This window comes from Microbacterium festucae, assembly GCF_025421715.1.
Lineage (GTDB): Bacteria > Actinomycetota > Actinomycetes > Actinomycetales > Microbacteriaceae > Microbacterium > Microbacterium festucae.
The window spans coordinates 877720-902528 of record NZ_JAOEFC010000001.1; the positions used below are offsets into that span (position 1 = coordinate 877720).

The window sequence follows — 24809 nt, forward strand, 5'->3', positions numbered from 1 at the left end:
TAGACTGATGCCGATCCCCCGCCGGCACCCCGAGTCTTGGAGCCCCGCCGCGTGAGCACCCCTGTCACTTCTGTTGCAGACACCGTCGACAACGCCCGGGCGACGCCGGAGCGGGAGCAGCCCTACGGCGCCCTCGGTCTGAAGCCCGACGAGTACGCGAAGATCCGCGAGATCCTCGGCCGCCGCCCCACCTCCGGCGAGCTGGCGATGTACTCGGTCATGTGGAGCGAGCACTGCTCGTACAAGTCGTCGAAGATCTACCTGCGCCGCTTCGGCGACAAGGTCTCCGACCAGATGCGCGAGCGTCTGATGGTCGGCATGGGCCAGAACGCCGGCGTCGTCGACGTGGGCGAGGGCTGGGCGGTCACCTTCAAGGTGGAATCGCACAACCACCCCAGCTACATCGAACCGTTCCAGGGCGCCGCGACCGGCGTCGGCGGCATCGTGCGCGACATCATCTCGATGGGCGCGCGCCCCGTGGCCGTCATGGACCAGCTGCGCTTCGGCGCCATCGACAACCCCGACACCGCCCGCGTCGTGCACGGCGTGGTGAGCGGCATCAGCTTCTACGGCAACTGCCTGGGCCTGCCCAACATCGGCGGCGAGACGGTCTTCGACGCCGTCTACCAGGGCAACCCGCTCGTCAACGCCCTCGCCGTGGGCGTGATGCGCCACGAAGACATCAAGCTCGCCAACGCGACCGGCGCCGGCAACAAGGTCGTGCTGTTCGGTGCGCGCACCGGCGGCGACGGCATCGGCGGCGCGTCGATCCTGGCATCCGACACCTTCGCCGACGGCGGCCCCACCAAGCGCCCCGCCGTGCAGGTGGGCGACCCGTTCGCCGAGAAGGTGCTCATCGAGTGCTGCCTCGAGCTCTACAAGGCCGAGCTCGTGGAGGCGATCCAAGACCTCGGTGCCGCCGGCATCTCGTGCGCCACGAGCGAGCTGGCCGCCAACGGCGGCAGCGGCATGCGCGTCGACCTCGAGAACGTGCTGCTGCGCGACCCGTCGCTCACGCCCGAGGAGATCCTCATGAGCGAGAGCCAGGAGCGCATGATGGCCATCGTCGCGCCCGAGAAGCTCGACGCGTTCCTCGAGGTCGTCGGCAAGTGGGACGTGGAGACGAGCGTGCTCGGCGAGGTGACCGGCGACGGTCGCCTGCAGATCTTCTGGCACGGCGAGCAGATCGTCGACGTCGACCCGTCGACCGTCGCCGTCGACGGCCCGGTCTACGAGCGCCCCGTGGCCTACCCCACCTGGATCGACGCGCTGCAGAGCGACTCGGCATCCGCGCTGCCGCGCAGCTCCGACCCCGAGGTGCTGCGCGAGCAGTTCCTTCAGCTGCTGGGCAGCCCGAACCTCGCCGACACGGCGTGGATCACCAACCAGTACGACTACTACGTCATGGGCAACACCGCGCTGAGCTTCCCCGACGACGCCGGCATGATCCGCGTTGACGAGGAGTCGGGTCTCGGCTTCGCGATCGCCACCGACTGCAACGGCCGCTACTGCCAGCTCGACCCCTACCAGGGCGCCAAGCTCGCGCTGGCCGAGGCCTACCGCAACGTCGCCGTCACCGGCGCCGTGCCCACCGCCGTCACCGACTGCCTCAACTTCGGCAGCCCCGAGAACCCCGAGGTCATGTGGCAGTTCGGGCAGGCCGTCGACGGCCTCGCCGACGGCTGCTTCGAGCTCGGCGTGCCCGTCACCGGCGGCAACGTCAGCTTCTACAACCAGACCGGCGACACCCCGATCTTCCCGACCCCCGTCGTGGGCGTGCTCGGCATCATCGACGACGTGGCCCGCCGCATCCCCAGCGGCTGGCAGGATGCCGGCGAGAACATCTACCTGCTGGGCGTCACCGCCACCGAGCTCAGCGGTTCGGCCTGGGCCGGCACCGTGCACGGTCACCTCGGCGGCCGCCCGCCGGCCGTCGACCTCGACGCCGAGAAGCGCCTCGCCGAGCTCATCCACGCGGCATCCCAGCAGGAGCTCGTCTCGAGCGCCCACGACCTGTCGTCGGGCGGCCTCGGACAGGCCCTCGCCGAGGCGAGCCTGCGCTTCGGCGTCGGCGCCCGCGTCTGGCTGAGCGAGATCATGGAGCGTGACGGCGTGGATGCCGCGACGGCGCTGTTCAGCGAGTCGACCGGCCGTGTCATCGTGTCGGTGCCCCGCGAAGAGGACGTCAAGTTCCGCGGACTGTGCGAAGGCCGCGGCTACCCGGTGCTGCGCATCGGCGTGACCGACCCTGCCGCCGACGGCGACGCTCCCGCCCTCGAGGTGCAGGACGTGTTCACCCTGCCGCTCGCCCAGCTGCGCGGCGTCTCGACCGCGACGCTCCCCGCCGCCTTCGGGCCGATCATCGACGAGGTTCCCGCATGAGCGATCTTGACGAGTACTCCGGTTTCGCCGACAAGCGCTCGCGCCGCACGAAGATCGTCGCGTGGACGGTCATCGTCGCGCTGATCCTCGTCGGCGGCGGCGCGACCGTGCTCGCGCTGATCTTCGGCTGACGGAGGCGCCCGATCCCCGGGCCCTTCCCAGCGCGCCGGCGCGCGGGCGTGACTAGCATGGGCCTATGGACCCGCTCCTGTGGGCGACGATCGCCGAGTTCTGGTGGGTCGCTCCGGCCGCGGCGGGGCTCGGTACCGCCGGCGTGATCGGCGTGCACCATCACCGCACGGCCGCGCGCCGCATCGAAGTCGACACCGCCCGCATCGAGTTGCGGGGGGCGCAGTCCGATGCCGTCGCCGCGCGCTCCGCCGCCCGCATCGCGCGCGCCGATCTCGCCCGCGTGCAGGCCGAACGCGGCGCCGCCCGCGCCACCGCCGACGACGTCGCCTCGGCGCGCCGCGAGCTGACCACCGCCCAGCGCGAGGCGAAGGCCGCCGCCGCGTCGGTGCGGTCGCAGCGCGCCCGGCTGACGGCCGCCCGCACCGCGCTCGCGCACACCTCCGACCCGTCGCGGCTCCCGCTGGCCCGCCTCATGGCCGAGCACGACGCCGTCACGGCGCAGTGGATGCCGTACGAGACCGATCCCGCCAAGCTCATCGCGTTCCCCGAGATGACCGACGCCCGCGTGCCGGCGACGTCGCGGTTCTTCGCCGCACGCGCCGTCGCGAGCGAGGCGCGCCCGCGCACGGCGACCGAGCGCATCACCCCCGCCGACTTCGCCGCCTACCGCGACGCCGTGCACCGGATGACGGTCGCGTTCCGCGACGCCGAGGCCTCCGCGTGGCGCGAGGCGCGCGCCTCGGGCGCCGTGCCGCCGCAGCCGCAGGCGTGGGTGTCGGTCACCCAGAGCGCCGTCGTGCGCTCGGGCGAGGTCATCGCCCGAGTGGCCGAGCAGGCGGTCGCCGCCGTGCGCGAAGCCCGCGCCGCCGCGCCCGGCGCCCCGGCTGCGCCCCGCGGCGCCGCGGCACCTCCCGCCGAGGCGGCCCCACCCGCCGGCGACGCCCCGCCCGCCGGCGAGGTGCCGCCTGCTGGCCCCGCGGCCCCGCCCGCCGACGAGGTGCCGCCTGCCGCCGAGCCCCGGCCGACGGCATCCGCCCCCCGCCCGAAGAACCCGGTGTGGCCGGTGCCGTCGCGAAGCCCGCGGCGCCCGGGCGCATAGCATGGCACGGTGGAGCAGTTCTGGCAGTTCGCGGGCGCCTATTGGTGGCTCGTGTTCCCTCTGGCCGCAGGGCTCGGCGGCGTAGCCCGCTCGTGGGAGCGCGGGGCGCGGGCGCGGCACAAGCGCCGGCTCGAGATCCTGCAGGCCAAGACCGCGCTGCGATCGTCGCCGAAAGCCGTCGCGACGGCATCCGCCCCCACCTCGATCACCAAGCCGACGCCCACCCAGCCGCAGCTGGAGAAGCTGTTCGCCGCACATGACGGGGTCACCAAGCGCTGGCTCGAGTACGAGCTCGACGTGGCGAAGCTGATCGCGTTCCCGACCATCAGCGACGGCCGCCAGCCGCTGACGGCCGCGTTCCTGCGCGCGAAGAAGACCGCCGACCGGCTGCGTCCCGCCTCGGCGAAGGCGCACGTGACCACCGACGAGCTCGCCGCCTACGCCGCCGCCGTCACCGACTACGAGGTGGCCTTCGACGTGGCCGAGCGCGAGGCGCGGCGGCTGCGCGACTCCGACTTCTCCGACGCCGAGCGCAAACGCCTCGCCACCGCGCAGCGGCTGCTGTCGGTCGCCGTCGACGAGGCCGCGACCGCCGCCGAGCGGCAGCTGGCCTACAAGCGCGTGCGCGAAGAGCTCGACGGGCTGATCGTGGTCTCCGACGACGCGATCACCGTGCTCGAAGAGAAGGTCGCGCTCGCCCTCCCCACCACCCCCACCACCCCCACCCCGCCCGCCGAGCCGCCCGCGCACCCCGAGCACTGACCCCGCGCCCGCCGCCGCTCCCGCCCCCACCAACGCCGAGTGTCCAAGACACGCGGCAGGGCGCGGGGCGCAGCCGCGTGTCTTGGACACTCGGGAGGGGGTGGAGCGCCCCGGGCCCGCCTCGGGGCGGGGCCGGGCCGGGCGGGGCGCTCCGGGGGTCAGTCGGCGATGAGCGTGGAGAACGCGTCGGGGTTCGCGGCGATCCAGGCGTCGACGGCGTCGGCGTACTTGCCCTCGCCGTACTCGTTGACGACCATGTCCTCGAGCGAGCCGTACTGCTCGTCGTCGAGGCGGATGCCGGCGATCAGCTCGGCCACGTCGGGGTACTCCTCGGCCAGACCCGACGTGCCGAGGAAGTGCAGGGCCTCGGTCTCGCCCATGGCGCCCTTCGGGTCTTCCAGGTCGCGCAGGCCGTAGGCCGCGTTGGCCCAGAACGGGCGCCACGAGGTCACGACGATGTCGCGCTGCGCGCTGACGGCGCTGTCGAGCTCGGTGAGCATGGCCGCCGTCGACGAGGTCACCAGCTGGTACTCGCCGCCGAGGTCGTAGGCGGGGAGCATCGACTCCTGGGTCTGCTTGGTGAGCCCGGCGCCCGGCTCGATGCCGATGATCTTGCCGTTGAAGCGCGCACCGTTGCCGGCGAGCTGGTCGATCGAGGTGATGTCGACGTAGTCGGGCACCGCGATCGAGAGCTTGGCGTTGTCGTAGTAGGCACCGAGGTCTTCGATGCGGTCGCCGTAGGTCTCCATGTAGGAGGCGTGGGTGAGCTCGGGCCAGGCCGACGGGAAGATGTCGACGTCGCCCTGGGCGAGCCCGGCGTAGAGCGGGCCGGCCTCGGTGAGCTCCTCCATCTCGACGGTGTAGCCGAGCTTGCCCAGCTGGTCTTCGAGCAGGTAGGCGGTGCTCAGGCCGTCGGTCCACGAGGGGAGGAAGCCCAGGGTGATCGTGCCCTTGTCGCCGTCGCCCGCCTCGCCACTGCCGCCTTCGGCCTGGTTGCCGGTGGCGCACCCGGCGAGGGTGAGCGAGGCGATGGCGCCGAGCGCGACGATTCCGGTGATCCGCTTGTTCATGCTGTGTGCCTTTCCGTATGGAGTCGTTCGTTCCGTATGGGTGTGGTGCGGCCGCAGGGACGGCCGCGGGTGCAGCCGCCGAAGCGGCCGGGGATGCGGCCGCTTCGGCGGCCACGGCAGGTCAGACCGCGCGGCGGTAGTCGTTCGCCGAGCCCGCGACGACCTCGGCCTCGCGGGGGCCGGCGGCCACCGCGGCGGCGCGCCGCTGACCGGCGGCCTGGCCACGACGCCGGGCGAGGATGCTGAGCAGCGAGCTGCGCTGGCCGCGCAGGTTGCCCAGGGCCGCGGTGAGGCGGTCGAGGTAGACGGCGAGGAACACGACGCTCAGGCCCGCTTCGACACCCTTGGCGATGTCGACGGTCGACATGGCCTGCACGACCTCCTTGCCGAGGCCGTCGGCGCCGGCGATGCCGGCGATGACCGCCATCGACAGGGCGAGCATGATGACCTGGTTGACGCCGGTCATGATGGTCGGCATCGCCAGCGGCAGCTGCACGCCGCGCAGGATCTGCCCCGGGGTCGCGCCGAAGGCGTGTCCGGCCTCGACGGTCTCGGAGTCGACGCCGCGGATGCCGAGCTCGGTGAGGCGCACGCCGGGCGGCAGCGCGAAGATCACCGTGGCGACCAGGCCGGGGACGACCCCGATGCTGAAGAACACGATCGCGGGGATCAGGTAGACGAAGCCCGGCATCGTCTGCATGAGGTCGAGCACCGGCTTGATCGCGGCGCTGAAGCGGTCGCTGCGGGCCGCCTGGATGCCGAGGGGGATGGCGATGGCGACGGCGATGACCGCGGCGACGAGCACGAGGGCGAGGGTCTGCATGGCCGTCACCCACTGGCCCATCCCGAGGATCAGCACGAACGACACGACGGTGCCGAGGGCGAACTGCCACGAGCGCACGAGCCAGCCCAGCAGCGCGGCGATGACGATGATGCCGACGATCGGCGTGTTCAGGAGCACGTCGGTGAGCGAGTCGACCAGCCAGCTGACGCCCACCGAGATGGCGGTGAGCAGCCAGCCGAGGTTGTCGCGGATCCAATCGACCGCGGTGTCGGCCCAGTCTCCGATGGGAAGGCGGAATCCATCCATCAGCGCACCCCCTCGGTCTCGGTGGCCGCGCCGCCGACGGCGGCTCCGGCGAGGGCCTCGTTGATCTCGGTGACCGGCAGGGGCTCGGGCAGCACGGCGATCTCGGAGGTGTCGGTGGTGGTCGGGCCGAGCGCGCTCAGCAGCGTGACGCGCGGGATGACGCCGACCAGCCGTCCGTCGGCGTCGACGACCGCCAGCGGCAGCGGCGACTCGGCCGCCGGCACGAAGAGGTCGATGAGCACGTCGTCCTGGCCGACGGTCTGCGGGGCGGGGCGCAGGGCCCCGGTGATGGCCGACTCGCCGCGACGCACGAGCTTGAGGGCATCGCGGTCGGTCACGATGCCGAGCAGGCGACGGTCGCGGGCGGTGACGTAGACGGCCGACATGCGGGCGTCGCGCATCTGACGCAGCGCCGTGCGGGGGCCGGCGGACTCGGCTACCACGACCGGCGCGGGGCGCTCCATGACGTTGCCGGCGGTGAGCACACGGGCGCGGTCGACGTCTTGCACGAACTGCTCGACGTAGTCGTTGGCGGGGTCGGTGAGGATGTCTTCGGGGGTGCCGATCTGCACGATGCGGCCGTCGCGCATCACCGCGATGCGGTCGCCGAGGAACATCGCCTCGTTGAGGTCGTGGGTGATGAAGACGATCGTCTTCTGCAGCTTCTGCTGCAGCTCGAGCAGCTGCTCCTGCATCTCGCGGCGGATGAGGGGGTCGAGGGCGCTGAAGGCCTCGTCCATGAGCAGGATGTCGGTGTCGGCGGCGAGCGCACGGGCGATGCCCACGCGCTGCTGCATGCCGCCCGACAGTGCGGCGGGCAGCTTGTCGCCCCAGCCGGCCAGGCCCACGAGGGCGAGGATCTCCTCCGCCTTGGCGAGGCGTTCGGCGGTGCCCACCCCGCGCAGCTCGAGCGGGTAGGCCACGTTGGCGGCGACGGTGCGGTGCGGCAGCAGTGCGAAGTGCTGGAAGACCATCGCGATGCGGTCGCGCCGGATGCCGCGCAGGCGCGCGCCGGAGATGCCGGTGATCGGGTCGCCCTGCACCGCGATGGTGCCCGCGGTGGCGTCGTGCAGACCGTTGAGCATGCGGATGAGGGTGGACTTCCCCGACCCCGACAGGCCCATGATCACGAAGATCTCGCCGGGGGTGACGGTGAAGCTCGCGTCGATGACGGCGGCGGTTCCGGCATCCGCGATCTGCTCGCGGGTCGCGCCGGCGCGCAGTTTCTCGACGGCCGCCTTCGGGTTGCGGCCGAAGACCTTGTAGAGGTTCTTGACGTCGAGCGCGGGCGGTGAGGCCACGGCGGACGACGATGCCATTGCAGGCGATGAGGACACAGGACACCTCGGCAACCCGGTGCAGGGGTTGCATCGGTCACGCCCGGGTGACGGACCGTACGCACCCCCTGCGGGATGCTCGGCGTCGGATGTCGGATCCTCGCCTCGGCCGCCGACCGTACGCCCGCCGGTCTGGCGCCCCAGGGAGCCACCGGCGTTCGCGGACTGGTCTGAACGGGCCCGTGAAGGGCCTCATCCAACGTTTCATCCGTCTGCATGAAGGGCAAATTCGCATCCCCCGCGGGATCGGAGTATCACGCGTGCGCGCGTCGGGCCGCCGCGCACCGCGGGGAAAGTGGTGGTTGACGTCCACCAAGGTTCTGTGGTTACTTAGTCAAGTAACTAACCCACTGACCACGACGGGAGTCGGAGTTGATCGAAGAGGGAAAGGCGCTCTTCCTGCAGATCGCGGAGAGCGTGGAGGACTCGATCGTCGACGGGAGCCTGGCTGAGGACAGCCGCGCCCCCTCCACCAACGAGCTCGCCTCCTTCTTCCGCATCAACCCGGCCACCGCGGCGAAAGGCATCAACATGCTCGTCGAGAAGGGGGTGCTCGTGAAGCGTCGGGGAATCGGCATGTTCGTCGCTCCCGGAGCCCGCACCCAACTGCTGGCCGAGCGCCGCTCCGCGTTCGCCGACCGCTACATCCAGCCGCTGCTGGCCGAGGCTCGCACCCTCGGCCTCACCCCGGACGAACTCGCGCAGCTCGTGCGCGAGCGAGCCCACCTCCACACCGAAGGGACCACACGATGACCACCGTCGAGGTGAGCCGCCTCACCAAGCGCTACAAAGACACCCTCGCTCTGAACGAGGTCTCCCTCTCTCTCGAGGAGAACACGATCTACGGTCTGCTCGGACGCAACGGCGCCGGCAAGACCACCCTCATGTCGATCCTCACCGCGCAGAACTTCGCCACCAGCGGCACGGTGCGCGTGTTCGGCGAAGACCCCTACGAGAACGCCCATGTGCTCGGCCGGATCTGCTTCGTGCGGGAGAGCCAGAAGTACCCCGAGGACTCCCTGCCCTCCCACGCCTTCCGCATCGCGCGCCTGTTCTTCCCGAACTGGAGTCAGGAGCTGGCCGACCGGCTCATCGCCGAGTTCCAGCTGCCGATGAAGACGCGCATCAAGAAGCTCTCGCGCGGCCAGCTGTCGGCGGTCGGTGTCATCATCGGCCTGGCCTCGCGCGCCGAGCTGACGTTCTTCGACGAGCCCTACCTGGGCCTGGACGCCGTGGCGCGGCAGATCTTCTACGACCGGCTGCTCAAGGACTACGCCGAGCACCCCCGCACCGTCATCCTCTCGAGCCACCTGATCGACGAGGTCTCCAACCTCATCGAGCGCGTCGTGGTCATCGACGAGGGCCGCATCCTCCTCGACGAGGAGACCGACGTGCTGCGCGGCCGGGCGGCGACGATCGTCGGCGCCGCCGACGCGGTCGACCGGTTCGTCGCCGGTCGCGAGGTGCTGCACCGCGAGAGCCTCGGCCGGGTCACCGGCGTGACGGTGCTGGGCGAGCTGACCGCCGCCGACCGCGCCCGCCTCGACGCCGAGGGCCTCGATGTGGCACCCGTCTCGCTGCAGCAGCTGATCGTGCGGCTCACCCAGCACGGCGCGGCCGCCGACCCCGTCGCCGATACCGGCACCCCCACGGAAGGAGCCCTCCGATGAGCCGCACGCTCAATGTCGTCCGCATGCAGCTGGTGAACCGTCAGACCTTCATCTGGGTTCCGCTGATCGTGCTGGCCGGCGCCCTGGTGGTCTCGATGGGCATCTGGATCATCCTGCACGCCAACGGCGTGGTCGTGAACATGTACGGCGGCGGCGCCCAGGCACCGCTGTGGTACTTCGGGGTGGTCGGCATCCAGGCCCTCACCCTCACCTTCCCGTTCTCACAGGCGATGAGCGTGACGCGGCGCGAGTTCTATCTCGGCACGCTGCTGACCGCGGCGCTCACCTCCGGCATCCTCGCCGTGCTGTTCGTCATCGGCGGCCTCGTCGAGATCGCGACCGGCGGCTGGGGAGTCGGCGGCTACTTCTTCGCCCTCGACTGGCTGTGGCAGGCGGGACCGCTGGTGGCGGGCCTGTTCTTCTTCGTGCTGGCCATGTTCGCCTTCACCGCCGGCTTCTGGGCGGCGACCATCTACAAGCGGTTCGGCTCGGCGTGGCTCACGACGATCATCATCGTCCTGGTGATCCTGCTGCTCGCGGTGATCTGGCTCATCAGCGTCACCTCGTCGTGGCCCGAGGTCGTGACCTTCATCATGGATGCCGGGGTGGGCGGGCTCACCGGTGCGCTGGCGCTGGTCACGGCGGCCATGGCGCTGATCAGCTACCCGGCACTGCGGCGCGCGACGCCCTGAGCCCGGTCAGCGACCGTCGGCAGCGGCTTCGTGGTGGCGGATGACCTCGGCCACCACGAAGCCGAACCACTTCTGCGCGAACTCCGGATCGAGGTCGGCCTCGAGCGCGAGTTCGCGCAGTCGTGCGATCTGGCGCTCTTCGCGAGAGGGGTCGGATGCCGGCATCCCATGCTCGGCCTTGAGCACGCCGACGCGCTTGGTGCAGCGGAACCGCTCGGCGAGCATGAAGATGAGCGCGGCGTCGATGTTGTCGATGCTGGCGCGCAGGGCCTGCAGCTGGGCGTTGGCATCCGTCATGCCCCCGACTTTATCGGCTCCGCCGCCGCCGCTCCCTCCCCCATCGCCGGGCGTGACGGCATCCCCGGCGGGGGCCCGGCCCACCCCTAGAGTGTGACCATGAGATTCCGCCGCACCCCCCGCGTGGACAGCATCCCCGCCGAGCCGGCCGCGGCCCCCGCGCCCGCGGTCGCCGCGGGACGCCCGATCTGGGCATCACTGAACCGCCCGTTCGTCGTCGGGTTCCTCCTCACCTTCGGCGGCCTGGCCGCGCTGGCGCTGGGCATGGCGATCTCGAGCCTGGTGACGATCTGGATCTACATCGCCTTCGCGCTGTTCGCCGCCCTCGGCCTCGACCCGATCGTTCGCCGCCTGTCGCGCCACATGTCGCGCGTGTGGTCGATCGTGATCGTCTACTTCGTCTTCGCGGTGCTGCTGGTGGGCGTGGTGTGGCTCATCCTTCCCACCGTGGTCAGCCAGGTGGCGCAGTTCGTGCGCGACATCCCCACGATGATCGCCGACATCCAGCAGACCGAGATCTACCAGTGGGCGCACGAGCAGTTCGGCGCGCAGGTGCCGCAGCTGCTGGGCGAGGTGCAGAAGTTCCTCACCGACCCCGCCAACATCGCCGCGATCGGCGGCGGCGTGCTGCAGGTGGGCATCTCGATCGGCACGACGATCTCGGGCGTCATCATCATCATCGTGCTGAGCCTGTACTTCCTGGCGACGCTGCCCGAGATGAAGCAGGCGTTCTACCGCCTGGTGCCCGCGCGTACGCGGCCGCTCACCTCCGAGCTCACCGAGCAGATCACCGAGTCGGTCGGCGGCTACCTCGGCGGCATGGTGGTGCTCGCCTTCTTCAACTCGCTGATGACGTTCATCCTCTTCACGCTGCTGCAGCTGCCGTTCCCCGCGCTGCTGGCCGTCGTCGCGTTCTGCATCACGATCATCCCGCTCGTGGGTACGGTGCTGTTCTGGGGCATCGGCTCGGTCGTCGCGCTCTTCTCCAGCCCGCTCGCCGCGCTCGTGTTCGCCGTCGTCTACCTCGTCTACATGCAGATCGAGGCATATCTGCTGACGCCCCGCGTCATGAACAAGGCGATCTCGGTGCCGGGCTCGCTCGTGGTCATCGGCGCGCTCATCGGGGGCACGCTCATGGGCCTGCTCGGCGCCCTCGTGGCGATCCCCGTCACGGCGTCGATCCTGCTCATCGTCAAGAAGGTGTGGATCCCCAAGCAGGACGCCGCCGTCTGACCTGCCGCGTCAGCGCAGCGCGAGCACCTGCGTGGGGGTGGGAACCTCGACGCGGTGACGCACGCGGCCGGGAACGCCGGTGCGCTCGTCGAGGCTGAGCGAGGAGATCTCGCCGGAGCGCTGCCCGGCCACCAGCACGGTGTCGCGCACCACCAGGTGGTGGCGGGGCCAGTCGACCCCCGACTCGACGAGGGCCGCCGGATGCAGGTCGGCGCCGCTGCCGCGCACCCGCAGGGTCGCGAGGGTGTTGCTCCCCCGCACGCCGACGAGCACGTGCTCCGCGTCCCGCGACAGGGCGATCTCGCTCGGGTAGTCCACACCGGCGAAGGCGGCCGGCGACACCGGGGCCCCGGCCACCAGCGACCAGGCACCGAACCGGTCGGGCGCCAGCACGAACACCTCGCCCGAGTACTCGGTCACCACGAACAGGTGCCCCGACGGATGCCAGACGGTGTGGCGCGGACCCGAGCCGAACGGCAGCGTCACCGTGCCACGCTGGCGCAGGCCCCCGCCCGCGGTGTCCCACACCCGCACCTGGTCGTGGCCGAGGTCGGTCGTCACGAGCACCTCGCCCGGCACGAAGCGGGCCTGGTGCGCGTGCGGGGCACGGTCCGGCTCCCGCCCGGCGTGGGGGTCGACGGATGCCGCGCCGATGACGGCCGCACCCGGCACGCCCCCGGCGTCGAGCGCGATCCGCACGACCCGCCCGTCGCCGTAGCACGATGCGATGAGAAAGGTGCCGTCGGGCGCGACCGCGACGTGGCACACCGCCTCACCGGCATCCACCGCCGCACCCCGTGGTGCGAACGACTGCTCGCCGGTGCGGACGAACGCCTGCACCCGCCCCGCGCCCTCGAGGGCCGCGTACACGACCGGCAGCGTCGGGTGCCACGCCAGCCACGAGGGCGAGGGGGCGCTCAGCGCCGTGCCCGCGAAGCCGAGGGCACCGCCGGCCAGCACCGCGTCGGGCGCGCCGGCGTGCAGCACGCCGGCGCCGACGGCCCCGTCCATATCGGCGCCGTACGCGCCGAGCAGGAACCTCACACGAGGTCGTGACGCACGATCACGGCGTCACGGGAGGGGCCGACACCGATGACCGAGATGCGGGTGCCGCTCATCTTCTCGAGCGCCACGACGTACTCCTGCGCCTCGCGGGGCAGGTCGTCGAACGTGCGGGCGCCGGAGATGTCCTGCTGCCAGCCCGGGAAGTACTCGAGGATCGGCGTGGCGTGGTGGAAGTCGCTCTGGTTGACCGGCACCTCGTCGAACCGCTCGCCGTCGACGTCGTAGGCCACGCACACCGGGATCTGCTCGAGCCCGGTGAGGATGTCGAGCTTGGTGAGCACGAGGTCGGTGATGCCGTTGACGCGCGTCGCGTAGCGGGTGATGGGCGCGTCGTACCAGCCGACGCGGCGGGGGCGGCCGGTGGTCGTGCCGAACTCGAAGCCGCGCGAGCGCAGCCACTCGCCCTTCTCGTCGAACAGCTCGGTCGGGAAGGGGCCCGAGCCCACGCGCGTCGTGTACGCCTTCACGATGCCCACGATGCGGTCGAGGCGGTTGGGCCCCACTCCCGAGCCGGTCGAGGCGCCACCGGCGGTGGCCGACGACGACGTGACGAACGGGTAGGTGCCGTGGTCGACGTCGAGCATGGTGGCCTGGCCGCCCTCGAAGACGACGACGTCGCCGGCGTCGAGGGCGTTGCCCAGCAGCAGACCGGTGTCGCACACCATCGGGCGCAGCCGCTCGGTGTAGGAGAGCAGGTCGTCGACGATCTCGTCGGCGGTGATCGCGCGGCGGTTGAACACCTTCACGAGCAGGTGGTTCTTCTGGTCGAGGGAGCCCTCGACCTTCTGACGCAGGATGTTCTCGTCGAAGAGGTCCTGGATGCGGATGCCGACGCGGTTGATCTTGTCGGCGTAGGTGGGGCCGATGCCCCGGCCGGTCGTGCCGATCATGCGCTTGCCGAGGAAGCGCTCGGTGACCTTGTCGAGGGTGCGGTGGTACTGGGTGATGACGTGCGCGTTCGCGCTGATCTTCAGCCGCGAGGTGTCGACGCCTCGGGAGGCGAGCGCCTCGAGCTCGTAGAAGAGCACCTCGAGGTCGATCACGACGCCGTTGCCGATGACGGCGTTGACGCCGGGCGACAGGATGCCGCTGGGCAGCAGGTGCAGGGCGTACTTCTCGTCGCCGATGACGACGGTGTGCCCGGCGTTGTTGCCGCCGTTGAACTTGACGACCCAGTCGGTGCGGTCACCCAGGAGGTCGGTGGCTTTGCCCTTGCCCTCGTCTCCCCACTGGACTCCGACGATCACGATGCCTGGCATGGGCTACTCCCCCGTTATCGGACGGTTACACCCCATCCTATCGAGACCGCGGTCATTCGATCGGATCGCGCAGTTCATCGAAGCCGGCCGTCGCCGTCGGACGGTCTTCGCTGCGCAGCCAGTCGAAGACGATCTGCGTCTCGGTCGAGGCGACGGCGGGGTCCATGCTCAGCCGCGAGGCCACGAAGTCGCGCAGCTGCTCGGGCGAGCGCATGACCACGTGGATGAGGAAATCGGTCTGCCCGCCGAGGAAGAAGATGTTGAGCACGTTCGGCAGGCGGATCACCCGCTCGGCGTAGGTGCGGATCGCCGGGCGGGCCTGGGCGCGCAGCCGCACCGCGACGATCGCCTGCAGCGGCAGGCCCAGCGAGCCGTAGTCGACCGTCGCGTGCGCGGTGCCGAGGATGCCGGCCTCGCGCAGCGACTTCATGCGCGCGAGCGTGGTGGACGGCGACACGTGCAGCCGGTCGGCGAGCGCCTGGTTGGTGAGGTCGGCGTTGCGGTTGAGCTCCCACAGGATGCGCTCGTCGAGCTCGTCGATCCTTCGATCCTTCGCCGTCTTCGCGGCGGGTGCGTCGTCGGTCACAGATTCCTCCCGATCGTGGGCAGTCTCTGCAGATTCTGCAGAATCGCACGCCGCGGCACAACAACCGTCGTATCTTCCTCCCGTTCGCCGCATTTACCGTCGGCCACCCGCCGGCCCCGATGAAGGAGCCTCGATGCGCATCGGCATCCCCACCGAGATCAAGAACCACGAGTACCGCGTCGCGATCACCCCCGCGGGGGTGCGGGAGTTCACCCGCCGCGGGCACGAGGTGGTGGTGCAGGCCGGCGCGGGCCGGGGAAGCGCACTCACCGACGCGCAGTATGTCGCCGCGGGCGCCCGGCTGGGCACCGCGGAGGACGCCTGGGCATGCCCGCTGGTGATGAAGGTGAAAGAGCCCGTCGCCGCCGAGTACGGCTACCTGCGCCGGGACCTCACCCTGTTCACCTACCTGCACCTGGCCGCCGACGCGCCGCTCGTGGACGCGCTGCTGTCCAGCGGCACGACGGCCATCGCCTACGAGACCGTGCAGCTGCCCGACCGCTCGCTGCCGCTGCTGGCGCCGATGAGCGAGGTCGCCGGACGCCTGTCGGTGCTCGTCGGCGGCTACCACCTGCTGGGATCCAACGGGGGCCGCGGGTCGCTGCTGGGCGGGGTTCCGGGGGTGCGGCCGGCGAAGGTCGCGATCATCGGCGCGGGCATCTCGGGCGGCAACGCCATCGCGCAGGCGGTGGGGATGGGCGCCGACGTCACGGTGCTCGACCTCTCGCTGCCGCGCCTGCGCGAGATCGACGCGCAGTACCGCGGCACGGTGAAGACGGTGGCCTCGAGCGCCTACGAGATCGAGCGCACGGTCACCGAGGCCGACCTCGTCATCGGCGCGGTGCTCGTGCCGGGCGCCAAGGCGCCGCGCCTGGTCACCCACGAGATGGTCGCCGGCATGCAGCCCGGCAGCGTGCTCGTCGACATCGCCATCGACCAGGGCGGCTGCTTCGAAGACTCGCACCCCACCACCCACGAAGACCCGACGTTCGCCGTCGAGGGGTCGATCTTCTACTGCGTCGCGAACATGCCCGGCGCCGCGGCGGCCACCTCGACCCCCGCACTGACCAACGCGACACTGCCCTACGCCCTGGCCATCGCCGACAAGGGCTGGGCGGATGCCGTCGCCGCCGACCCCGCGCTGGCCGGCGGGCTCAGCACCCACACCGGTCGCATCGTGCACCCGGCCGTGGCCGCCGCCTTCCCCGCTCTGCCCGCCGAGGCGCCGCCCGCCTGAGGAGCACGCGTCGCTCGTGGCCGCCGCCGTCGCCGGCCGATAGTGTTCCCCCGTGCAGACGCAGACGTGGGCCACGACCTGGACGTTCCTCCGCCTCGCGATGGCGGCGGCGATCTTCGCGGCCGTGATCACGCAGCTGGTGGCCTCGATCACCACGACCGCCGAGGCGGGCCGGGACGTCGGCACCGTGATCGCGAACTTCTTCAGCTTCTTCACGATCCTCTCCAACCTCATCGCCGCCGTGGTGCTCACGTGGGCCGGCATCCGAGGGGTGCGACCGCACCCCGCCCCGCGCATCGACACCGTCGCCCTGGCCCATGCCCTGGCCTGCGCGACCACCTACATGGTCATCACGGGCGTCGTGTACAACGTGCTGCTGCGCAACGTCGTGCTGCCGCAGGGCAGTGAGCCGGTCGCCTGGTCGAACGAGACGCTGCACCTGATCGCGCCGATCTTCCTGCTGCTGGACGTCTTCGTCGGGCCCGGTCGTCGCGCGCTGCCGTGGCGAAGTGTGCTGCTGATCATCGTGTTCCCGCTGCTGTGGACCGCCTACACCCTCGTGCGCGGGCCGCTGGTGACCAACCCGGTCAGCGGCGACCCGTTCTGGTACCCCTACCCGTTCCTCAACCCCAACGGCCCCGGCGGCTGGGGCAGCGTCATCGTGTACGTCGTGATCATCGCCGTCGCCTTCGCCGTCGTGGCCCTCGGCGTCGTGTGGGCGGGGCGCCGGCGCGCACGATCGTAGGCTGGAGCGATGCGCTCCCGTCTTCTCACCGCCGCCGCCGTCGCCGGCCTCCTGCTGGCCCTCACCGCCTGCGCGGGACCGTCGACCACCGCCCCCGCCGCCACGCCCTCGGGCGATGCCGCGACGGCATCCGGCTGCGGCTACACCGAGGCGCCGGGCGGCGTGCGCGAGGTCGACGCGCCGCCGGCCGAGCCGACCGTGTCGGGCGAGATCGCGGCGACGCTGCAGACATCGGCGGGAGAGATCGCCCTCACCCTCGACGCCGACCGCACGCCGTGCACCGTCGGCAGCTTCGTCTCGCTGGCCGAGCAGGGCTACTTCGACGGCACGACGTGCCACCGCCTCACCGTCGAGGGCATCTTCGTGCTGCAGTGCGGCGACCCGTCGGCCACCGGCCGCGGCGGACCCGGCTACCGCTACGCCGACGAGCTCGACGGCTCGGAGACCTACCCCGCCGGCACCCTGGCGATGGCCAACGCCGGGCCCGACACCAACGGCTCGCAGTTCTTCCTCGTCTACGAAGACACCCAGCTGCCCGCCGCCTACACGGTGTTCGGACACATGGATGCCGCGGGCATCGAGACCGTGCGCGCGGTCGCCGCCGCGGGGCTCGCCGACGACGGCATCGCCCCGGCCACGCCGGTGGACATCTCCGCCGTCACCGTGGGCTGACCGGCGGCTCAGTAGACTGAGGGACCATGTCGAAGGTTCTCCAGTCCCTGCCCGTCGGCGAGCGCGTCGGCATCGCCTTCTCGGGGGGTCTGGACACCTCCGTCGCCGTCGCGTGGATGCGCGACAAGGGCGCCGTCCCCTTCACCTACACGGGCGATCTGGGCCAGTACGACGAAGACGACATCGCCTCGATCCCGGGCCGCGCCCTGCAGTACGGCGCCGAGGCCTCGCGCCTCATCGACTGCAAGCCGCTGCTGGTCGAAGAGGGCCTGGTCGCCCTCTCGTGCGGCGCGTTCCACATCCGCAGCGGCGGGCGCACCTACTTCAACACGACGCCCATCGGTCGCGCCGTCACCGGCACGCTGCTGGTGCGCGCCATGAAGGAGGACGGCGTCGACATCTGGGGCGACGGCTCCACCTACAAGGGCAACGACATCGAGCGGTTCTACCGCTACGGGCTGCTGGCCAACCCGGCCCTGCGCATCTACAAGCCGTGGCTCGACGCCGACTTCGTCACCGAGCTGGGCGGGCGCAAGGAGATGAGCGAGTGGCTCGTCGCCCACGACTTCCCCTACCGCGACTCGGTCGAGAAGGCCTACTCCACCGACGCCAACATCTGGGGCGCGACCCACGAGGCGAAGACCCTCGAGCACCTCGACGTCTCGCTCGAGATCGTCGACCCGATCATGGGCGTGCGCTTCTGGGACCCGGCGGTGGAGATCGCCACCGAAGACGTCTCGGTGACCTTCGAGGCCGGACGTCCGGTCGCCATCAACGGCGTCGAGTTCACCGACGCGGTGGCGCTCGTGCAAGAGGCCAATGCCATCGGCGGTCGTCACGGCCTGGGCATGAGCGACCAGATCGAGAACCGCATCATCGAGGCGAAGTCGCGCGGCATCTACGAGGCCCCCGGCATGGCGCTGCTGTTCATCGCCTACGAGCGCCTGGTCAACGGCATCCTCAACGAAGACACCCTCGCGACCTACCACGAGCAGGGCCGGCGCCTGGGCCGCCTCATGTACGAGGGGCGCTGGCTCGAGCCGCAGTCGTTCATGCTGCGCGAGTCGATCCAGCGCTGGGTGGGCTCGGCGGTCACCGGCACCGTCACCCTGCGGCTGCGCCGCGGTGAGGACTACACGATCCTCGACACGACCAGCCCCAACCTGTCGTACTCGCCCGAGAAGCTCTCGATGGAGCGCGTCGGCGACGCCGCGTTCGGCCCGGTCGACCGCATCGGCCAGCTGACCATGCGCAACCTCGACATCGCCGACTCGCGCGCCCGGCTCGAGCAGTACGCGGGTCTGGGCCTCATCGGCGGGGCGACCGCAGAGCTCGTGGGCGACCTTGCCACCGGCTCGGCCGCGGGCATCACCGCGCACGCCGAGGGCTACTCGGCCGAGCGCGAGCAGCTGGCGGAGGCCGTCGACGCGGCGGGCGAATCGGCCTCGTTCGACTTCGGCGCCGACTGACCCGCCTCTCCCCCCGGTCGTTGAGCGAGCGGAGCGAGTCGAAACGTCCCACGGACGACTGATCTTGCACATCAGCGTGCACGTTCGTAGAATCGCAGGGTGACCACGACCACTCCGGCGCGTCGCCTGCGAAAGGATGCCGCGGCCAACCGCGCCGGCATCCTCACGGCGGCGGCGCGCACCCTCGCCCTCGACCCCCACGCCTCGATCGACACGATCGCCCGGGCTGCGGGCCTGACCCGCCGCGCCCTCTACGGGCACTTCGACGACCGCGACGCGCTGCTGCGCGAGCTGCTCGCCGGCGGCGCCCAGCGCTTCAACGAGGTCGCCCACCGGGCACCCGAGGGCCCCGCGCCGGCCGCGCTGGCGCAGTTGACCGCTCGGCTGTGGCACGAGGCGGCGCACGTGCAGGTCGCCGCCGCCCTCGCCCTCGACGACGCCCACGTCGACGACACCGCCGCCGCCCTCGCGCCGCTGCGGCGCCGGCTGATGCAGATCGTGCGCGACGGACAGGACGACGGCTCGTTCCGCACCGACATCCCGGCGCCCACGCTCGCGCGCCTGATCGAAGAGGCGGCCCGCACCGTGGTCACCCGCCTGGATGCCGGCTCCCCCACCGCCGGCTCGCTCGCCGTCCGCGTGGTGCTGAGTCTGGCGGGGCTCTCGTGGCGTGAGGCCGACGCCCTCATCGACGACCTCGCCATCGAGGAGGACTGATGCGCATCGAGCTGACCGGCGTCGCCAAGGGGCGACGCGATGAAGCCCTGCCGCCCACATCGCTGCGGTTCGCGACGGGCCGGGCGAGCCTGGCCATCGCCGAGACCGAGCAGCGCCCCACGGTGCTCGGTCTCATCGCCTCGGGGCGGATGGTGCCCGATTCCGGCAGCGTCACCCTCGACGGCGCCCCCAACCGGCGGGGCCTGCGGCGCCGCGTGGCGCTCATCGACGCCCCCGACGTCAGCGACCCCGCACCCGACATCGCGGTGGCCGGCGTCGCGGCGGAAGAGCTCATGTTCGCCGGGAAGGCCTCCGACCCGCTGTCGGCACGGCGCTTCCTCGACCGCGTGGGCCTGCGGCACCTCTCGCGCACGCCGATCGCCGATGTCGCCCCGCGCGACCGGCTGCGGCTGCTGCTCGAGCTCGCGGTGCTGCGCCCCGGAGTGGAGGGCATCGTTCTGGTCTCCCCCGACCGCCACGGCGGCGACCCCGCCGAGTGGTGGGCCCTCGCCGAGGAGATCGCCCAGCGCGGCCTCGCCGTGCTGGTGATCGCCGGGCACGCCGCCGCCGAGCTGCTGCGCGACGCCCCCGCCGCCCGGCGCCCCCGGCCCAGCCGGGTGCGCCCCACCCGTCCCCGCGCCGCCCGCTCGACCCGCGAAGGGGTGACCCGATGAAGGTCCCGGCCATGATCGCGGCCGAGCTGCGCCGCCTCACCTCCACCCGCATGTCGGTGATCGCCCTGGTCGCCCTCATGCTCGTCCCCGTGCTCTACGGCGGGCTCTACCTGTGGGCCAATCAAGACCCCTACGGCCACTTCGACGAGGTGCCCGTCGCCCTCGTCGACCTCGACGAAGGCGTGCCGGCCAGCGACGGCCAGGCCGCCGCCCAGTACGGCGCCGACGTGTCCGACCAGCTGCTCGGCGGCGATGCCTTCGCCTGGCAGCTGCATTCGCAGACCAGCGCCGAGGCAGCGCTGCGGGGCGGCGACGTCGACTTCATCGTCACGATACCGGCCGACTTCTCGGCCGCCCTCACCTCGGCCGCGGGCGACGACCCGCGCCAGGCGACGATCTCCCTCACCACCAACGACGCGAACAACTACCTCGCCTCCACCATCGGCACCCAGGCCGTCGAACGCATCCGCCGCTCGGTGGCCGAGCTCGTGGGCGAGCAGGCGGCCAGCCGCATGCTGTCGGGCATCGCCGACATCCGCACGCAGCTCACCTCCGCCGTCGACGGCGCGACCCAGCTCGCCGACGGCGCGGTGCAGGCCGCCGACGGCGCCTCGCAGCTGGCCGACGGCACCGCGCGGCTGAGCGCCGGCGCCGGCGACCTCGCCGCCGGCGCGCGCCAGGTGGCCGACGGCTCGGCGCAGGTCGCCGCCGGCACCGCGACCCTCGACGGCTATGCCGACCGTGCCGGCGCCGCCTCGCAAGACGTCGTCGACGCGCTGCCGACCGCACGCGCCGACATCGCTCAGCTGCTCACCGACCAGGGCCTCGATCAGGCGGCCATCGACCGCGTGCTCGCCGAGCTCGACACCGTCGGAGACGCCGCCCGCCGCGGCAACGCCCGCGTGCAGGCCGCCGTCGCGCAGGTCGACACGCTCGCCGCCGGCGCCGCGCAGGTCTCGGCCGGCGCCGCGCAGCTCGCCGCCGGCGCCGACACCCTCGCGCAGGGTGCGGGCACCGCCGCCGACGGCGCCGGGCAGCTGGCCGGGGGCACCGCGCAGCTGCGCGACGGCTCCGACCGGCTGCGCGACGGACTGGCATCCGGGGTCGCGGCGATCCCCGACACGGATGCCGCCACCCGCGACGCGCAGGCGCAGACGATCTCGGATCCGGTGGCGGTGGACTCCGGCAGCCTCACCGCCGCGGGCGACTACGGCGCCGGGCTCGCCCCGTTCTTCGCCGCGCTGGCCGGCTGGATCGGCATCTACGCCCTGTTCCTCATCGTCAAGCCGATCTCCAAGCGCGCCGTCACGGCGCTGCGCTCCCCCATCCGCGTCACCCTCGCCGGCTGGCTCACCCCGGCGATGCTCGGCGCGGTGGGCATGGTCGCGCTCTACGGCGTGCTGTCGATAGCCCTCGGCTTCCGCTTCGCCCACCCGCTGTCCTCGCTCAGCATCCTGGTGCTCGCCTCGTTCACCTACGCGGCGATCATCCTGGCGCTGAACGTGTGGCTCGGGTCGGTGGGGCAGTTCCTGGGGCTGGTGATGATGGTGCTGCAGCTGGTGACGGCGGGCGGCACCTTCCCGTGGCAGACCCTCCCCGCCCCGCTCGCGGCGCTGCACCACATCCTGCCCATGGGCTACGTGGTCGACGCGCTGCGCCAGCTGATGTACGGCGGGTCCACCGCACGGGCGGTCGCCGACATCGGCGTGCTGATGCTGTGGCTGGGCGGCGCCCTCGTGCTCGCGATGGTCGGCGTGACGCGCATGACCCATCGCCGCACGCTGCGCGACCTGCAGCCGAGCCTCATCGGGTGACACGCAGCGCCGGAGCCCCCTCGGGGCCGCGGCCCGCGCCGGCGGCTACGATGCCAGAGCGGGCCGCCTGACGGGGGGCGCGGCCCGCCCGGCCCGCCCGTGGTCGCCGGAGCTCACCCGATGCCCCCGGAGAGTGCTTCGACGACGATGCCCCACCCCTCCTCCCTCGCCCCGCTGACACCGGACACCGAGGCCGACGACCCCGCCGCGCGCCCGCGTCGCTCGCTGCGGCGGAAGATCGCGATCGCGCTGTTCGGTCTGGTCGCCGGCGTCACGGTGATCGCGCTGATCGCCGCGGGCTTCGCGCTCTACACGGTGCAGCGCTCGTTCCCGCAGCTGAGCGGCACGATCTCGGCGCCGGGGCTGACCGACGAGGTCACCGTGCACCGCGACACCCTCGGGGTGCCCACGATCGTCGCCGACAACACCCACGACCTCTTCTACGCGCAGGGCTACGTGCACGCGCAGGACCGCTTCTGGGAGATGGACTTCCGCCGCCACGTCACCTCGGGCCGGCTGTCCGAGCTGTTCGGCGCCTCGCAGCTGGGCACCGACCGGTTCCTGCGCACCCTGGGCTGGCACGAGATCGCCCAGCGCGAGGTCGACGCGCTCGACGACGCCACCCGCGACCACTACGACGCGTACGCCGAGGGCGTCAACGCCTACCTCGCCGACCACGACGGCGCGGCGGCGTCGCTCGAGTACGCCGTGCTGGGCCTGCAGAACGCCGACTACGAGATCGAGCCGTGGACGCCCACCGACTCGGTGGCGTGGTTGAAGGCGATGGCCTGGGATCTGCGCACCAACATCGAAGACGAGACCGAGCGGGCGCTGCTGGCGGCCACCGCCACTCCCGCGCAGATCGCCGAGCTCTATCCCGACTATCCCTACGCCCGCAATCCGGTGATCGTGCCGCAGCTGTCCACCCCCGCCGACATCACCGCCGCCACGGCATCCGCGAGTATGCCGCAGATCGCATGGGACGAGGTCGACGGGGTCGTCGAGGCCGCCGCGGCCCTGCTGGGCGGCGTCGGCGAGGGGGTGGGATCGAACTCGTGGGTGGTGTCGGGCCGGTTCACCGAGAGCGGGATGCCGCTGCTGTCCAACGACCCGCACCTCGGGGCGTCGCTGCCGAGCGTCTGGTACCAGGTGGGGCTGCGCTGCCGGGTAGTCTCCGCCACCTGCGGGTTCGACGTGGCGGGGTTCAGCTTCTCGGGCATGCCCGGGGTGATCATCGGGCACAACGCCGACATCGCCTGGGGCTTCACGAACCTCACCACCGATGTGACCGACCTCTACCTCGAGAAGGTGCAGGGCGACCAGTACTGGCGCGACGGCGCGCTCGTGCCCCTCGACATCCGCACCGAGACGATCGAGGTGGCCGGGGACGATCCGGTGCAGCTCGAGATTCGCTCCACCGTGCACGGTCCGATCGTGTCGGGGCTCACCGGCGAGTTCACCGCGATCGCCGACGACCCCTTCACGGCCACGGATGCCGTCACGCCGGTGCCCGCCGCAGGGGCGGCCGTGCCGGGGTCGGCCGATGCGGTGCCGCCCGGCGAGAACGCGGTGGCCCTGCGGTGGACGGCGCTGGAGCCGGGCACGACGGCCCGGGCGATCTTCGCCCTCGACACCGCGACCGACTTCGACGGGTTCCGCGAGGCGGCGGCGCTGTTCGACGTGCCGGCGCAGAACCTCATCTACGCCGACCGCGAGGGCAACATCGGCTACCAGACGCCGGGCCGGCTGCCCGTGCGCGGTGCCGGCGACGGCTCGATGCCGCAGCCCGGGTGGGACTCGGCATATGACTGGACCGGCATGATCCCCTTCGACGACCTTCCGGTGGCGCTCAACCCCGACTCCGGCTTCATCGTGACCGCCAACAACGCCATCGTCGGAGCGGACTACCCGCACCCCCTCACCCGCGACTGGGACTACGGCTGGCGTGCCGCGCGCATCACCGACCTGCTGCAGCGGGCCACGGCATCCGGCGGGGTCACCGCCGACACCATGAGCGCGATCCAGGCCGACCAGGAGTTCTGGATGGGCAAGCGCCTGGTGGCCGCGTTCGCCGATGTGAGCGTGGCCGATGCCGATGCCCAGCGCGCACTCGACCTGCTCGACGCGTGGGACGCGCAGAACACCCCCGACAGCGCCGCGGCCGCTTACGCCAACGTGCTGTGGGACGAGCTGGCGCAGAACCTGTTCTCCCGCCGGGCCGACCCCGCTCCCGTCACCGGCCAGGCGCGCCTGTTCCTGGTGGTCGACGGCATCCTCGACGACGCGCAGTCGCCGTGGTGGACCAACGAGCAGATCGACGTGCAGACCCGCGCCGAGATGCTCGAGACGTCGGCCACCGACGCCTATCACCGGCTGGCGGCGCTGCAGGGCGACGACCCCGCCGGCTGGCGGTGGGGCACGCTGCACGCGATCACCCTCACCAGCGGCACGTTCGGCACGAGCGGCATCGCGCCCATCGAGTGGCTGTTCAACCGCGGGCCCTACCCGGTCGGCGGCGGCGCCTCGGTCGTCGACGCGACCGGCTGGTCGGTCGGCTCGGGCAGCTTCGCCACGACGACGGTGCCCTCGATGCGCATGACGGTCGACCTGGCCGACCTCGACGCCTCGCGCTGGAACCACCTCACCGGCCAGAGCGGCCACGCGTTCCACCCCAACTACATCGATCAGGTCGACGACTGGCAGCACCAGCGGCAGACGCCGTGGCTGTTCAGCCTCGACCGGCTCGCCGACACCGCCGCCGACACGCTGGTCCTCGCTCCCGCCGAGTGAGGGCCCCGCTGAGTGAG

At 71.8% G+C, this 24809-nt stretch carries 23 protein-coding genes; 16 read left to right on the plus strand and 7 right to left on the minus strand.

The window, feature by feature from the left end:
* The first annotated feature begins 51 nt into the window (after positions 1–51).
* The 4 genes from purL (at position 52) to N3K63_RS03810 (ending at position 4375) form a co-directional block, all read left to right on the plus strand.
* Entirely contained in the window at positions 52–2382 is a 2331-nt protein-coding gene (gene purL / locus N3K63_RS03795) for a phosphoribosylformylglycinamidine synthase subunit PurL (protein WP_261578660.1), read from the plus strand.
* Positions 2379–2513, plus strand: coding sequence for a hypothetical protein (locus N3K63_RS03800; RefSeq protein ID WP_261578661.1), 135 nt, complete (start codon positions 2379–2381; stop codon positions 2511–2513). The genes purL and N3K63_RS03800 overlap by 4 nt, the downstream gene beginning before the upstream one ends.
* Before the next feature lie 65 nt (positions 2514–2578).
* Positions 2579–3613 carry a hypothetical protein gene (locus tag N3K63_RS03805; RefSeq protein WP_261578662.1) on the plus strand — a complete coding sequence of 345 codons (1035 nt, stop codon included), beginning with the start codon at positions 2579–2581 and terminating at the stop codon, positions 3611–3613.
* A gap of 9 nt (positions 3614–3622) precedes the next feature.
* Entirely contained in the window at positions 3623–4375 is a 753-nt protein-coding gene (locus tag N3K63_RS03810; RefSeq protein WP_261578663.1) for a hypothetical protein, read from the plus strand.
* Positions 4376–4533: 158 nt separating this feature from the next.
* Here the strand turns inward: N3K63_RS03810 and N3K63_RS03815 are convergent, their stop codons facing one another.
* From N3K63_RS03815 to N3K63_RS03825, 3 genes are all read right to left on the minus strand, one after another.
* Complete coding sequence (locus tag N3K63_RS03815) at positions 4534–5445, minus strand: glycine betaine ABC transporter substrate-binding protein (protein WP_261578664.1); 912 nt, start codon at positions 5443–5445, stop codon at positions 4534–4536.
* 121 nt (positions 5446–5566) lie between these two features.
* Entirely contained in the window at positions 5567–6535 is a 969-nt protein-coding gene (locus tag N3K63_RS03820) for an ABC transporter permease (RefSeq protein WP_261578665.1), read from the minus strand.
* Positions 6535–7854, minus strand: a complete 1320-nt coding sequence (locus N3K63_RS03825; RefSeq protein ID WP_261578666.1) for a quaternary amine ABC transporter ATP-binding protein — start codon at positions 7852–7854, stop codon at positions 6535–6537. The genes N3K63_RS03820 and N3K63_RS03825 overlap by 1 nt, the downstream gene beginning before the upstream one ends.
* A gap of 390 nt (positions 7855–8244) precedes the next feature.
* On the opposite strand from N3K63_RS03825, the gene N3K63_RS03830 reads away from it, so the two are divergent.
* The 3 genes from N3K63_RS03830 to N3K63_RS03840 are packed head-to-tail and all read left to right on the plus strand — an operon-like array spanning position 8245 to position 10234.
* Positions 8245–8625, plus strand: a complete 381-nt coding sequence (locus tag N3K63_RS03830; RefSeq protein ID WP_261578668.1) for a GntR family transcriptional regulator — start codon at positions 8245–8247, stop codon at positions 8623–8625.
* Positions 8622–9542: an ABC transporter ATP-binding protein gene (locus tag N3K63_RS03835; RefSeq protein WP_261578669.1), complete on the plus strand. Its 921-nt coding sequence runs from the start codon at positions 8622–8624 to the stop codon at positions 9540–9542. The genes N3K63_RS03830 and N3K63_RS03835 overlap by 4 nt, the downstream gene beginning before the upstream one ends.
* Complete coding sequence (locus tag N3K63_RS03840; RefSeq protein WP_261578670.1) at positions 9539–10234, plus strand: hypothetical protein; 696 nt, start codon at positions 9539–9541, stop codon at positions 10232–10234. Before N3K63_RS03835 ends, N3K63_RS03840 begins: the two co-directional genes overlap by 4 nt.
* A gap of 6 nt (positions 10235–10240) precedes the next feature.
* Here N3K63_RS03840 and N3K63_RS03845 read toward each other — a convergent pair whose 3' ends face one another.
* Entirely contained in the window at positions 10241–10531 is a 291-nt protein-coding gene (locus N3K63_RS03845; RefSeq protein WP_261578671.1) for a chorismate mutase, read from the minus strand.
* A gap of 99 nt (positions 10532–10630) precedes the next feature.
* On the opposite strand from N3K63_RS03845, the gene N3K63_RS03850 reads away from it, so the two are divergent.
* Complete coding sequence (locus tag N3K63_RS03850) at positions 10631–11764, plus strand: AI-2E family transporter (protein ID WP_261578672.1); 1134 nt, start codon at positions 10631–10633, stop codon at positions 11762–11764.
* 9 nt (positions 11765–11773) lie between these two features.
* On the opposite strand, the gene N3K63_RS03855 is transcribed toward N3K63_RS03850, so the two are convergent.
* From N3K63_RS03855 to N3K63_RS03865, 3 genes are read right to left on the minus strand one after another with little or no spacing between them, the layout of a single operon-like run.
* Positions 11774–12808: a lactonase family protein gene (locus N3K63_RS03855; RefSeq protein ID WP_261578673.1), complete on the minus strand. Its 1035-nt coding sequence runs from the start codon at positions 12806–12808 to the stop codon at positions 11774–11776.
* A complete protein-coding gene (locus N3K63_RS03860; protein ID WP_261578675.1) occupies positions 12805–14088 on the minus strand; it encodes an adenylosuccinate synthase in 1284 nt (427 codons plus the stop codon). The genes N3K63_RS03855 and N3K63_RS03860 overlap by 4 nt, the downstream gene beginning before the upstream one ends.
* A 52-nt stretch (positions 14089–14140) precedes the next feature.
* Positions 14141–14674 carry an Lrp/AsnC family transcriptional regulator gene (locus N3K63_RS03865; RefSeq protein ID WP_261578676.1) on the minus strand — a complete coding sequence of 178 codons (534 nt, stop codon included), beginning with the start codon at positions 14672–14674 and terminating at the stop codon, positions 14141–14143.
* A gap of 133 nt (positions 14675–14807) precedes the next feature.
* Here N3K63_RS03865 and ald point away from each other — a divergent pair, with 133 nt between their 5' ends.
* The 8 genes from ald (at position 14808) to N3K63_RS03905 (ending at position 24792) form a co-directional block, all read left to right on the plus strand.
* On the plus strand, positions 14808–15911 hold the full coding sequence (gene ald / locus N3K63_RS03870) for an alanine dehydrogenase (protein ID WP_261578677.1): 1104 nt from the start codon (positions 14808–14810) through the stop codon (positions 15909–15911).
* Positions 15912–15963: 52 nt separating this feature from the next.
* Positions 15964–16656, plus strand: a complete 693-nt coding sequence (locus N3K63_RS03875) for a Pr6Pr family membrane protein (RefSeq protein ID WP_261578678.1) — start codon at positions 15964–15966, stop codon at positions 16654–16656.
* A 9-nt stretch (positions 16657–16665) separates the two neighbouring features.
* Complete coding sequence (locus N3K63_RS03880) at positions 16666–17328, plus strand: peptidylprolyl isomerase (RefSeq protein ID WP_261578679.1); 663 nt, start codon at positions 16666–16668, stop codon at positions 17326–17328.
* A 26-nt stretch (positions 17329–17354) separates the two neighbouring features.
* Positions 17355–18797, plus strand: a complete 1443-nt coding sequence (argG, locus tag N3K63_RS03885) for an argininosuccinate synthase (protein WP_261578680.1) — start codon at positions 17355–17357, stop codon at positions 18795–18797.
* Between the two features lie 99 nt (positions 18798–18896).
* Positions 18897–19514, plus strand: coding sequence for a TetR/AcrR family transcriptional regulator (locus N3K63_RS03890; RefSeq protein ID WP_261578681.1), 618 nt, complete (start codon positions 18897–18899; stop codon positions 19512–19514).
* Positions 19514–20188, plus strand: a complete 675-nt coding sequence (locus tag N3K63_RS03895) for a hypothetical protein (protein WP_261578682.1) — start codon at positions 19514–19516, stop codon at positions 20186–20188. The genes N3K63_RS03890 and N3K63_RS03895 overlap by 1 nt, the downstream gene beginning before the upstream one ends.
* Complete coding sequence (locus tag N3K63_RS03900; protein ID WP_261578683.1) at positions 20185–22002, plus strand: YhgE/Pip family protein; 1818 nt, start codon at positions 20185–20187, stop codon at positions 22000–22002. The genes N3K63_RS03895 and N3K63_RS03900 overlap by 4 nt, the downstream gene beginning before the upstream one ends.
* Before the next feature lie 147 nt (positions 22003–22149).
* Positions 22150–24792: a penicillin acylase family protein gene (locus tag N3K63_RS03905; RefSeq protein ID WP_261578684.1), complete on the plus strand. Its 2643-nt coding sequence runs from the start codon at positions 22150–22152 to the stop codon at positions 24790–24792.
* The last annotated feature ends 17 nt before the right edge of the window (positions 24793–24809 follow it).

Coding starts and splice junctions, on each gene's coding strand:
- N3K63_RS03800 (WP_261578661.1), top strand. CDS start 2,379: ATGAGCGATCTTGACGAGTACTCCGGTTTCGCCGACAAGCGCTCGCGC.
- N3K63_RS03905 (WP_261578684.1), top strand. CDS start 22,150: ATGCCCCACCCCTCCTCCCTCGCCCCGCTGACACCGGACACCGAGGCC.
- N3K63_RS03845 (WP_261578671.1), bottom strand. CDS start 10,531: ATGACGGATGCCAACGCCCAGCTGCAGGCCCTGCGCGCCAGCATCGAC.
- ald (WP_261578677.1), top strand. CDS start 14,808: ATGCGCATCGGCATCCCCACCGAGATCAAGAACCACGAGTACCGCGTC.
- N3K63_RS03880 (WP_261578679.1), top strand. CDS start 16,666: ATGCGCTCCCGTCTTCTCACCGCCGCCGCCGTCGCCGGCCTCCTGCTG.
- N3K63_RS03840 (WP_261578670.1), top strand. CDS start 9,539: ATGAGCCGCACGCTCAATGTCGTCCGCATGCAGCTGGTGAACCGTCAG.
- N3K63_RS03815 (WP_261578664.1), bottom strand. CDS start 5,445: ATGAACAAGCGGATCACCGGAATCGTCGCGCTCGGCGCCATCGCCTCG.
- N3K63_RS03900 (WP_261578683.1), top strand. CDS start 20,185: ATGAAGGTCCCGGCCATGATCGCGGCCGAGCTGCGCCGCCTCACCTCC.
- N3K63_RS03895 (WP_261578682.1), top strand. CDS start 19,514: ATGCGCATCGAGCTGACCGGCGTCGCCAAGGGGCGACGCGATGAAGCC.
- N3K63_RS03805 (WP_261578662.1), top strand. CDS start 2,579: ATGGACCCGCTCCTGTGGGCGACGATCGCCGAGTTCTGGTGGGTCGCT.
- argG (WP_261578680.1), top strand. CDS start 17,355: ATGTCGAAGGTTCTCCAGTCCCTGCCCGTCGGCGAGCGCGTCGGCATC.
- N3K63_RS03820 (WP_261578665.1), bottom strand. CDS start 6,535: ATGGATGGATTCCGCCTTCCCATCGGAGACTGGGCCGACACCGCGGTC.
- N3K63_RS03860 (WP_261578675.1), bottom strand. CDS start 14,088: ATGCCAGGCATCGTGATCGTCGGAGTCCAGTGGGGAGACGAGGGCAAG.
- N3K63_RS03825 (WP_261578666.1), bottom strand. CDS start 7,854: ATGGCATCGTCGTCCGCCGTGGCCTCACCGCCCGCGCTCGACGTCAAG.
- N3K63_RS03835 (WP_261578669.1), top strand. CDS start 8,622: ATGACCACCGTCGAGGTGAGCCGCCTCACCAAGCGCTACAAAGACACC.
- N3K63_RS03850 (WP_261578672.1), top strand. CDS start 10,631: ATGAGATTCCGCCGCACCCCCCGCGTGGACAGCATCCCCGCCGAGCCG.